General features: G+C 62.4%; 10 protein-coding genes. 6 read left to right on the top strand and 4 right to left on the bottom strand.

All coding sequences use genetic code 11. The features are described from left to right. A partial coding sequence (locus Q8R73_RS15865) for an aminotransferase class III-fold pyridoxal phosphate-dependent enzyme (protein WP_305720499.1) occupies positions 1–1,594 on the bottom strand: 1,594 nt, incomplete at its 3' end. Positions 1,595–1,628: 34 nt separating this feature from the next. Here Q8R73_RS15865 and asd point away from each other — a divergent pair. From asd to Q8R73_RS15850, 3 genes are all read left to right on the top strand, one after another. Continuing rightward, positions 1,629–2,510 (top strand): archaetidylserine decarboxylase, encoded by an 882-nt coding sequence (gene asd, locus Q8R73_RS15860; protein ID WP_305720498.1) that lies wholly within the window; start codon positions 1,629–1,631, stop codon positions 2,508–2,510. A 91-nt stretch (positions 2,511–2,601) separates the two neighbouring features. After that, positions 2,602–4,182, top strand: coding sequence for an alkaline phosphatase (locus Q8R73_RS15855; protein WP_305720497.1), 1,581 nt, complete (start codon positions 2,602–2,604; stop codon positions 4,180–4,182). Between the two features lie 97 nt (positions 4,183–4,279). Continuing rightward, on the top strand, positions 4,280–4,834 hold the full coding sequence (locus Q8R73_RS15850) for an NUDIX hydrolase (RefSeq protein WP_305720496.1): 555 nt from the start codon (positions 4,280–4,282) through the stop codon (positions 4,832–4,834). A 13-nt stretch (positions 4,835–4,847) separates the two neighbouring features. On the opposite strand, the gene Q8R73_RS15845 is transcribed toward Q8R73_RS15850, so the two are convergent. The 3 genes from Q8R73_RS15845 to Q8R73_RS15835 are packed head-to-tail and all read right to left on the bottom strand — an operon-like array spanning position 4,848 to position 7,426. Next, positions 4,848–5,555 carry a DUF1045 domain-containing protein gene (locus Q8R73_RS15845; protein WP_305720495.1) on the bottom strand — a complete coding sequence of 236 codons (708 nt, stop codon included), beginning with the start codon at positions 5,553–5,555 and terminating at the stop codon, positions 4,848–4,850. A gap of 21 nt (positions 5,556–5,576) precedes the next feature. After that, on the bottom strand, positions 5,577–6,770 hold the full coding sequence (locus Q8R73_RS15840) for an alpha-D-ribose 1-methylphosphonate 5-triphosphate diphosphatase (protein WP_305720494.1): 1,194 nt from the start codon (positions 6,768–6,770) through the stop codon (positions 5,577–5,579). Beyond that, positions 6,767–7,426, bottom strand: a complete 660-nt coding sequence (locus Q8R73_RS15835) for a chloramphenicol acetyltransferase (RefSeq protein WP_305720493.1) — start codon at positions 7,424–7,426, stop codon at positions 6,767–6,769. The genes Q8R73_RS15840 and Q8R73_RS15835 overlap by 4 nt, the downstream gene beginning before the upstream one ends. Positions 7,427–7,616: 190 nt before the next feature. Between Q8R73_RS15835 and phnC the strand changes: the two genes are divergently transcribed. From phnC to Q8R73_RS15820, 3 genes are all read left to right on the top strand, one after another. Further along, positions 7,617–8,432: a phosphonate ABC transporter ATP-binding protein gene (gene phnC / locus Q8R73_RS15830; protein WP_305720500.1), complete on the top strand. Its 816-nt coding sequence runs from the start codon at positions 7,617–7,619 to the stop codon at positions 8,430–8,432. A gap of 143 nt (positions 8,433–8,575) precedes the next feature. After that, positions 8,576–9,511: a phosphonate ABC transporter substrate-binding protein gene (gene phnD, locus Q8R73_RS15825; RefSeq protein ID WP_305720492.1), complete on the top strand. Its 936-nt coding sequence runs from the start codon at positions 8,576–8,578 to the stop codon at positions 9,509–9,511. Between the two features lie 84 nt (positions 9,512–9,595). Beyond that, on the top strand, positions 9,596–10,261 hold a 666-nt coding region (locus tag Q8R73_RS15820; RefSeq protein ID WP_305720491.1), incomplete at its 3' end, for an ABC transporter permease.

Here is a 10,261-nt window from a genome sequence, read left to right as displayed (position 1 = left end):
CGTCGCGGAACCACCAGCCATCCCGCTTCATTTTTTCCGCCGCGGCAACAAAGCGGTCGGCGACTTCAGCAAAATCAGTGTCGGTATAGTTCAGGCTGAATATCAGACGGCCGGTTCCGACCCAGCTCAATGCCAGCTGCTCCGCCCGCAGATAGTATTGAAGCATCCAGTTGTAACGCGACGGCTCGGTATATTGCACCATCCAGATCGAGGACAGGTTGGAGACCCTGACCGGGAGATCCTGTGCTGCCAGCCGTTCGTTGAGCTGTTGCGCCCTCTGGTTCCAGGTATCGTCGAGTCCGTCATAGACCCCGCGGAAGGTGGGATCCTCGATACGGGTGAGAAACTCGTCCATCGCCGTCATGACGTAAGGATGCGAATTGAAAGTGCCGCGTGCAAAGCAGACGTCGACCGGGTGGTCATCTCGGTAGCGGCGCATCAGGTCCTTGCGGCCGCACACCACGCCGACCGGGAGTCCCCCCGCCAGGCTCTTGCCATAGGTCACCATGTCGGCGCGGACGCCGAAATATTCCTGGGCGCCGCCCGCAGCCAGCCTGAACCCGACGAACACCTCGTCGAAGATCAGGACGATGCCGCGCTCGGTGCAGATATCCCGAAGGGCTTTGAGCCATTCGCCGTAGGCAGCGCGGTCGAAATGGCCCTTTCGCGAGCTGTCGACCAGCGCGGAATCGGCGGCGGCTCCGGCGTTGGGGTGAAGCGCCTGCAGCGGGTTGACCAGCACGCAGGCAATATCGCGCCGCGTCTTCAGCACATGCAGCGTCCGTTCCGACATGTCGGCCAGGGTATAGGTCTCGTGCGGCGAAATCGGATTGCCGACGCCGGGCTGCACGTCGCCCCACCAGCCATGATAGGCTCCGGCAAAGCGCACCAGATGCGAGCGGCCGGTGTGATAGCGGGCCAGCCGCACGGCCTGCATCACGGCTTCGGTGCCGGACATGTGAAACGAGACTTCATCGAGCCCGGAAATCGCGCACAGCCGTGCAACGTTATCGATAATGACGGGATGGTAGGGACCGAGCACCGGGCCGAGCGCGTGAGCCCGGGCCGCCGCCTCGGCAATGCATTCCTTGTAGAAATCGTTGCCGAAGATATTGACGCCGTACGAGCCGGTCAGGTCGTGAAACACGTTGCCGTCGGGGTCGGTGACAGTGACCCCCGCCGACGACGTCATGAACGCGCTGGAACCGAGATGCTCGCGGACGAGCCGGCTGTACTGGAACGGCACGCGGTAGGCTTCGGTGAACTGCAAGTCGGAGATTCGCTCCGAGGCCTGCAGCGTCATCTGGCGCCCCCTGGGGAACCGTTCCTTGTAGAGTGCGGCGAGTTTGAAGAAGCCGTCCTGCCGCTGCAAGGCGACTTCAGCCGGCGCGCCATCCGAGCGGAAGAAATCATCTATACCGAATTCGTAGAACGGCACCAGCCGCGCCACCAGGCGGGACATCTTCGAATGTCCGGTCAGCGAGCGGTGTTTGGCCCGCGAAAGCGCCAGCCGGGCATGCAATTTGGGAAAGACCGTCGCGGCGCCGGTTATCGCAACCGCGGACAGGGCGAGAATCGGAAGAGGCGAATCCATGCCACCAGCGCTAACCAGTACAGCTGACAGGATCATGACAATGAAAGGCTTGATCTCTGCCTTGACCCAGCAGGAGAATCTCAATTTCCTGCTGACCAACCGGATCCCGCGGGCGGCGCTGACCCGATTCATGGGCTGGTTCAGCAAGATCGAAAACCCGATCGTAAGGGATATGTCGATCGCGTGCTGGCGGCTGTTCTCCGATCTCGACCTCAGCGAGGCGCGCAAAACCAGCTTCAAGAGCCTGCATGATTGCTTTATCCGCGAACTTCGCCCCGGGCTGCGGCCGGTCGACCCGGATCCCGGCATTGTGGTCAGTCCGTGCGACGCCATCATCGGCGCGCATGGCCGGATCGAGGATACCGAGTTGTTTCAGATCAAGGGCGCGCCATACTCGTTGCTGGACCTGCTCGGCGATTCCGCGCTGGTCGAACAGCACCGCAACGGCCGGTTCATCACGCTTCGCTTGATGTCCAGCATGTACCATCGTTTCCACGCGCCGCATGATGGCCGGATCGAACGGGTCACCTTCGTGCACGGCGATGTATGGAACGTCAATCCGATTGCGTTGAAGCGGATCGAGCGGCTGTTCTGCAAAAACGAACGGGCGGTGATCCAGACGCGGCTGGCAACCGGCGAAGCGCTGACCCTGGTGCCGGTGGCTGCGGTTCTGGTGGCAAGCCTGCGGCTGCATTTTCTCGATCTTACCCTCAATGCGCAAAGCCGCGGACCGACGGTTTTCTCGTGCGATGCAAGCGTGCGCAAGGGCGATGAACTCGGGTGGTTCGAGCATGGCTCGACAATCATTGTGCTGACGCCGGACAATTTCGAGTTTTGCGATAACGTGGTGGAATCTGCGCGGATCAATGCCGGTAGGCCTCTGATGCGGCGCGCTGGAGCCTTGAAGCCGATGTGAACTGCTGGAGTCATGCGCCCGTCGCAAAACCTTCGGCGCAGAGTCAAGTTGAGCGGGCACCCTCCGTCATGATTCGACGAGGGTGCCGACAATGCCGATTTGCAAGAAGCGGGATCTGACCAGGCGCCAGTTGCTGGTCCGCTCCGCATCCACCGTCGCGCTCGCGGGACTGGGTGGTCTCGCTGCGCCCTATCTAAGCCGTGCGGCGGATCGCCCTCTGATCACGAGCGGGATTGCATCAGGCGATGTCTCCGCCGATTCCGCGGTGATATGGGCGAGAGCCGACCGTCCGGCGCTGATGCGGGTTGAGTGCGCGACGGTCGAAAGCTTCCGGACCATCCTTTGCGCTGCGTCATCGCAGGCGCTGCCGGACAGCGACTTCACGTCGAAACTCGTGCTCGAGGGCCTGCCGCCCGGGCAGGACATTTTCTACCGGGTGCGGTTTGACGATATCGCCGATGCGGGTGTCGCAGGTGAAGCGCAGGTTGGTCACTTCCGCACCGCCCCCGCCGGGCAGCAATCGGTATCGTTTGTCTGGTCGGGCGATACCGCCGGGCAGGGTTGGGGCATCGATCCCGGCCGGGGCGGTATGCGTACCTACGGTGCCATGCGCGAAAACCGCCCGGACTTCTTCATTCATTGCGGCGACCACATCTATGCCGACTGTCCGATCGAGGCCGAATTGAAACTGCCGGATGGCAGCCTCTGGCGCAATCTCGTCACCGAGGAAAAATCCGTCGTCGCAAAAGACCTCGCGCAGTTTCGCGGCAACTACAAATACAACCTGCTCGACGGGAATTTGCGCGCCTTCAATGCGGAAGTGCCGATGCTGGCGCAGTGGGACGACCACGAAGTGACCAACGACTGGTCGCCGATCGGTACCACCGACGAGACCGGGTACGCCGGGGACGGCACCTCCCGCCTTGTGGCGCGGGCGGCGCGGGCATTTCATGAATTCATGCCGATAAGCCCTCTGCGAATGCAGGCCGGCCGGATCTACCGCAAGGTCAGTTACGGGCCGCTGCTCGATGTGTTCCTGCTGGACATGCGCAGCTATCGCGATTCGACCTGGAACAGGGTTGGCGATGGCAACGACGCCCGCATCCTTGGACCGATCCAACTGGCCTGGCTGAAGCGCGAACTAGCGGCGTCCGAGGCGACCTGGAAAGTCATTGCCGCGGATATGCCGATCGGCCTTTTCAGCGAAGACGGCATCGCGCTCGGCGATGGCCCGCCGGAGCGGCGCGAACGCGAAATCGCCGATCTGCTGTCCCACATGAAACGCGCGGGCATCAGGAATACCGTGTGGCTGACCGCCGACATGCACTATACGGCGGCGCACCGTTACGATCCGAACCGCGCGGTCTTCCAGGATTTCGAGCCGTTCTGGGAATTCGTCTCCGGCCCGCTGCATGCGGGCACATGGGGTCCAGCTCCGCTGGACAATACCTTCGGCCCGGCGGTGGCATTTCAAAAGGGTTGCAGCGCGGAGCAGGGCGAAAACCTCGCGCCGTGTTTCGGATTGCAGTTCTTCGGCCGCGTCGATATCGATGGCCGGTCCGAGGTCATGACCGTGACATTGAAAGATGTCGACAATCGGGATCTCTGGTCGGTGGATATCGAGCCGCGGCCAGATGCCCGGCCGGCACGAATCCTGTCCCAGCAGTTCTGACGCCAACTGGCGTCTTTCGGATCACTGCACGGAAGACCTCAACGCCATCCCCGTATAGCGTATGCTGGCGATTCCATTGGCAGCATGAGGATACGGGATGGCACGGACGCCTGTTCTGGCGGCGGGAGGGATTGTGTTGCGGCAGTACGAAACGCCGCTGATCGCGGTGGTGCGGCTGCGCAAGCGCAATGAATGGGTGCTTCCCAAAGGCAAACTCGATGACGGCGAGACTGCGCGTGAAGCAGCCCAACGCGAGGTACTGGAAGAGACCGGGCATGATGTCGTCGTGCACGAATTCCTGGGAACGCTGGTCTACGAAACCAGCCGGGGATCCAAGATCGTTCACTATTGGCGGATGGAAGCCAATGGCGGCCAAATCCATGCCCTGATGCGCGACGTCAGGGCGGTCGAGTGGTTGCCGCTTGAACGGGCCGTCGAACGGCTCTCGCGCGGCTATGAGCGCGCGTTCCTGGCCAATGTCGGTCCGCTCGCGCTGCAGGCGGCTGCGGATTCGCCGGCTGCCGCGTCAGTCGCGGTGCGGGATTTCGGCCAGGCCAATATGCCGAAAGCGGCAAAGGGCTGGGGCAACGGTCCGTTACGCAAGCTGTGGGACTGGTTGCGGCGCTTTATCGGACCGTATCGCGTCGCGTGACGATGACGACCGGTCAGTCATCCCTTGCGCGCAGCCCCCAGTGGTTGATGATCCGGAAGCGGGACTCGGCATCCGCCTGACGAAAGACGGCTAGCCTATCGATCGGCAGCGTCGGCAGATCAAGCACCGCGAAGCGATCCGCAAGAATCGCCAATACCGGTTCGCGGCGCTCGGCGCCAAGTCGGCCCGTCAGCGTCATGTGAAACCGGAAGTCGTCCATCACATAGGGATATCCCCAGCGATCCAGATGCTCGCGCTGCGCCGGCGTCAGCTGCGACGGGTTTCGCCGCCCACGATCCTGTTCGGTGAGCGGCGCGCGGAGCGAATCGAATTCGCTGACGCAATCGGCTGCCAACCGAACAAGTTCCGGTAGCGGCTCCGCCGGGATCACCGCGAGAAAGCCTTCGATAGAACCGACAACCGGCCGGATCACCGGAATCGCCCGGGGCGTTGCAGCGAATGCCTCGCAAGCGGAAAGCAGGCTGGTCTCGGTCTTGCCGTCGGCCAGGAACATCGGCGCCTTCAGCGTGGCGTGAAAACCGTATTTGCGGGGATCCCTCGTGAGTTCGCGCCAATCCGGCACCTGCTTCAGGGTATCGTCCGGGAAGGGCAGGTCCTTGCCGCTGAAGGCGTCATAGCCGAGCAGGTGCGCACCGAAGCGATCGAGGCTGCTGCCGGGTGCCGGGACGTAGTAGATCGCGTAGCGCGGATAGTCGACCATCCCGGTACAATAGGAGCCGCGTCAGGCGACCGCAACGGCTCTGCGCGGCACGGCCGCGAACCGCAGCAGGCGGTCGGCGTCAACAAGATGAACCAGGCGCCCCGCCGCGATGACCGCAATGATTCGCGGTCGCAGCGGCACAGCATCGTCGACCAGGATGATGTCGGCGCGTCGGCCTTCGGCGAGAACGCCGCGATCCGCGAGACCGGCGGCTTCGGCCGGCGCCGCGGAAACCAAATTCCAGGCCTGGGCCAGCGGCAACACGCCGTCGGCGGAAAGGCGAAACGCCGCCAGTAGCGGCGCGGGATAATAATAGTCGGAGGCGAGAATCGAACACAGGCCCTGGGCGACCATATCGGCTGCCTTGGTCCATCCGGTATGGCTGCCGCCGCGCACGACATTGGGCGCGCCGAACACGATGAAATCGCCCGACATGGCGGCTTCGCGCGCGGTTTCCTCATTGACCGGGAATTCGGCGATGCCGACGCCCTGATCGCGAAATGCCCTTCGCATCGCCGGGCTTTCATCGTCATGCGACAGCATGCGGACGCCGGCCGCTTGTGCCACCTGGGCCAACCGTGCAATCGACGAAGGGACGTCGTGACCGCGGGAAACGATGCCCGCCACCAGGCCGTCGAACGCGTCGCTGGAAAGGCCGGTGCGCTCCACCATGCGGCTGCGCTTCTGTGGCTTGGCCAGGCTGGCGACGGTCGAATCCATGTGGTCGTTGAACGCGAACAGGTCGATCCGCCCGTCCGACAGCCATCGTCCGATTTCGGCTTCGGCATCGAGGTTGTAGGTTTCGTGGCGCAGGTGGAAACGGGTATCCGCTGCCAAGTGCGGTCGCAGGGCCTCAATGGCCCCAAGTAGTTGCCTTGCGTTGTCCGCACTGCGCAGCCCCGGCTCCCACGACCATGTCGTGGCGTGAAACACCGTGGTGATGCCGTTGGCGATCGCCTGCCGGTCGCTGTCGACCAGTGCGATGTCGACGGGAAAGTCGACGCCGGCGCGCGGCATCATCTGCCGCTCGAAGGCGTCGCCATGAAGGTCGACAATGCCCGGAAGCACCTTCAGGCCGCTGGCATCGATGCCAAATGGACCGTGCCCATGGTCCGAGCCCACGGCGTTGATGTCACGCCCGGCGATTCGCAGCGAGGTCTCGTGAAACTCTCCGCCGAGAAGGGCGCGGCCGCCTTCTATCGACAGGTTCGTCATGATACGGCGCGCATGGCTTGCGAGCGCGCCGGGATGACCGCGGCCTCGTGCTTTTCCAGAAATTCCTCGATCGGCAGTTTGCGGAAATCGGGCAAAGCGCGGCGCAGCGTTTCATGGTCCCAGTCCCACCACGCCAGCGCCGCGAGCCGGTTGGTGATGTCCTCCTGGAATCGCCGCTTGACGATCCGCGCCGGATTTCCGGCGACGATGGTGTAGGCGGGAACGTCCTTGGTCACGATGGCGCCTGCGGCGATCACCGCGCCGGTGCCGACATTGCGTCCCGGCAGCACGATGGCGCCGTGACCGATCCAGACGTCATGGCCGATATGGACGTGGTGGCTACGCCGCCATGCGAAAAATTCTGCATCGTCGCCTTCTCCCGGGAAGTAGGCGCTGGAGCGATAGGTGAAGTGGGCCTGGGAAGCCCGTTGCATCGGGTGATTGCCCGGATTGATCCGGGTCATCGCCGCGATCGAGCAGAACTTTCCAACCGTGGTGTAGGTGATCTGGGCGTCGTTCACGACGTAGGAATAATCGCCCATCGTCACTTCATGCAGGATGGTGCGCGCGCCGACCTCGCAATAGGCGCCGAGCCTTGTGTCGTGCAGGCTCGCTGTTGCGTCGACGGTCGGTTCAATCGAGAGCATTCCGGCCATGCGAATTCCCACGCGATGAAGATTGATCTGGCAGTTCGCACGTCATCGGGGGGCTCGATGACAACCTTATGACGATCGAGTGACGGTTGGCTCGGCTGTGGATGGTTACTGCACTGCAGCGTGACTGTCACACAACTGTAAAACCCCGGCGATAGCGATGGTGGCAATCAGGGCGCTTCTGGAGCATTGCATGCTGGTGGTGGAAGGTTTGACGTGCCGTTTCGGCACCAAGGCCGCGGTCGACAATGCGTCGTTCTCGATAGCGCCCGGCGGCTTCGTCGGCGTGATCGGCCGATCCGGCGCCGGCAAGTCGACACTGCTGCGGATGATCAACCGCCTCGCAGAACCGTCCGAGGGACGCATTCTGTTCGAAGGCCAGGACGTGACGGCGCTGCGCGGCAAGGATCTGCGACAGTGGCGCGCACGGTCGGCGATGATCTTCCAGCAGTTCAATCTGGTCGGCCGGCTGGATGTGCTGACCAACGTGTTGATGGGGCGGCTTGCAACGGTGCCGTCATGGCGCTCGCTGAGCCAGCTGTGGCCCGACGATGACAAGGCGATTGCGATGTCGGCGCTCGAGCAATTCGACATGGCTTCGATTGCGGCGCAGCGCGCTGATCAGCTCTCGGGCGGCCAGCAGCAGCGCGTGGCGATTGCGCGTGCGCTGGTTCAGCAGCCCGCAGTGATCCTCGCCGACGAGCCGATCGCCTCGCTCGATCCCCGCAACACCCGGATCGTGATGGACGCGCTGCTGCGGATCAACAAGCACTTCGGCATCACCGTGATCTGCAACCTGCATTCGCTCGATCTGGCACGGACATACTGCGACCGCCTGATCGGCATGGCGTCGGGGCGGATCGTGTTCGACGGCGCGCCGGCCGCGCTCACCGATCACATCGCGCGCGAGCTTTACGATCTGGAGGCGGATGAGGTGATGGGCGTGACGCCTGGGCAGCATCCGGCGGAATCAGAGACACCGGCCCTCGGCACCGCTGCGGCGGCCTGAGTACTCGCCGTAACGGCGTGGCGAGCGTTGCGCAACAATGCAGGCCGGACTCGCATGAAAGCACCGAGGCAACTGACCTCACGTCATCGCATCGTCATTCAATCCGCCGAAGGTTTCGCTGAATCTCAGAGGGAGAAAAACAGATGATTACGCGTCGCAGCCTTATCGTTCTGGCAGTCGGTCTCGCAATGACGACTCCGGCCCTGGCCCAGTCCTGGAAGGAAAAGTACCCAGAGCTGGTTCTGGCACTTGTCCCGGCCGAAAATGCCACCGGGACGCTTGATCGCTATACACCGTTCGTGAATTACCTCTCCAAGGAACTGGGCGTGAAAGTCACCATGCGGGTTGCCAGTGATTACACGGCGGTGATCGAGGGCCAAAAGAACAAGCAAATCCACATCGGTTTTTACGGACCCGGATCGTACGCGCGCGCGAATACCGTCTCGGGCGGCAATGTGGTTCCCTTCGTCACGACAAAGAACAGCGATGGTTCGATCGGCTACTATTCGGTGATGTATGTACGCGCAGACAGCACCTATAAGTCCATTGAAGACCTCAAAGGCGCCAAACTCGGCTTCGTCGATGTGGAATCGACATCCGGCTTCAAGGCTCCAAACTTCTTTCTGACAGAGCAGGGCTTCCCGATCGACAAGCACTTCAAAGTTGCGCAAACCACTGGCAGTCACGAGAATGCCGTCCTCGCCCTTGCTGCCGGAACGGTGGATGGCGCCGTCAACTGGTGGAACTCGGAGGACGACTCGAACCTTACCCGCATGCTTCACAAGGGTATGGTAAAGAAGCCGGATGGGGCGCCGATGAAGAAGGACGATTTCCGGATTGCATGGAAATCGCCGCTGCTGCCTGGCTCGCCCTTTGCCTATCTCGGCGACATGCCCGATGACATGAAGAAGGTGATTACCAAGGCATTCGTCGACGCGCCCCAAAAGGATAAGGAAGCGTTCGCCAAGCTCTCCGACGGCAAGGACCTCGGCTTCGTCGAAGTGACGGCCAGGGATTACGAAGAGTCGGTCAAGATGAACCTCTGGCTTGACGCACAGCGCAAGAAAAAGGCTTCCTGAGACTAACGCGATCGGCGGCGGCTCCGGTGGGGGCCGCCGCCGTTCGTCTGCCGAGCATCCGCCGCATGAGCGAGCCAGTCGAATTTGACCAGTCATATTTATCGCCTTCCCGATGAACAGACCGCTGCGCTTCTGAGCCATTACGGGTCGGCCGTCGCCGCAAAGCGCCGTCGCACCCTGCTGTTCGTGGTTGCCCTCGTCGTGTGTGCCGGGCTCGCGGCCTGGGGTGGCGAGGTTGATCTGCGGAAGTTTGCAGAGGGGCTTCCGCGGTTCTGGAGCTACCTCTACGACATCCTTCCGAAGTTGCGGCTTGCGCATTTCAGCGCTGACTTCGGCGAGTGGTTCTGGAACTGGGATGGATGGCTCAAGCTGCTGGCAGAAACGCTGCTTGTCGCTTATGTCGGAACTTTCCTGGGCGCGACGATCGGCTTCGTCCTTTGTTTCTTTGCAAGCGCCAACCTGATGAGGAATGCAGTGGTGCGTGTCTTGGTGCGCCGCTCGCTTGAGTTTTGCCGCACCGTGCCGGAAATCGTCTTCGCCTTGCTGTTCGTTTACGCACTGGGCCTCGGTCCGGTACCAGGTGTTCTTGCGATCGCAATCCACACGGTGGGCGCGCTTGGCAAGCAGTACGCCGAGGTGATTGAAAATATCGACATGAATCCCGTTGAGGGCGTTCGCGCAACGGGTGGCAACTGGGTGGAGCAAATCCGGTTCGCGGTCGTACCACAAGTGCTCTCAAACGTCGTAAGC

This window comes from Bradyrhizobium sp., assembly GCF_030697065.1.
In the GTDB taxonomy this organism is placed as follows: Bacteria; Pseudomonadota; Alphaproteobacteria; order Rhizobiales; family Xanthobacteraceae; genus Bradyrhizobium.
This window is presented reverse-complemented; position numbering and strand designations above follow the sequence as displayed.

What these genes read in the sequence shown, in the direction of transcription:
- asd (WP_305720498.1), top strand. Translation starts at nt 1,629, where the DNA reads ATGACAATGAAAGGCTTGATCTCTGCCTTGACCCAGCAGGAGAATCTC.
- Q8R73_RS15855 (WP_305720497.1), top strand. Translation starts at nt 2,602, where the DNA reads ATGCCGATTTGCAAGAAGCGGGATCTGACCAGGCGCCAGTTGCTGGTC.
- Q8R73_RS15850 (WP_305720496.1), top strand. Translation starts at nt 4,280, where the DNA reads ATGGCACGGACGCCTGTTCTGGCGGCGGGAGGGATTGTGTTGCGGCAG.
- Q8R73_RS15845 (WP_305720495.1), bottom strand. Translation starts at nt 5,555, where the DNA reads ATGGTCGACTATCCGCGCTACGCGATCTACTACGTCCCGGCACCCGGC.
- Q8R73_RS15840 (WP_305720494.1), bottom strand. Translation starts at nt 6,770, where the DNA reads ATGACGAACCTGTCGATAGAAGGCGGCCGCGCCCTTCTCGGCGGAGAG.
- Q8R73_RS15835 (WP_305720493.1), bottom strand. Translation starts at nt 7,426, where the DNA reads ATGGCCGGAATGCTCTCGATTGAACCGACCGTCGACGCAACAGCGAGC.
- phnC (WP_305720500.1), top strand. Translation starts at nt 7,617, where the DNA reads ATGCTGGTGGTGGAAGGTTTGACGTGCCGTTTCGGCACCAAGGCCGCG.
- phnD (WP_305720492.1), top strand. Translation starts at nt 8,576, where the DNA reads ATGATTACGCGTCGCAGCCTTATCGTTCTGGCAGTCGGTCTCGCAATG.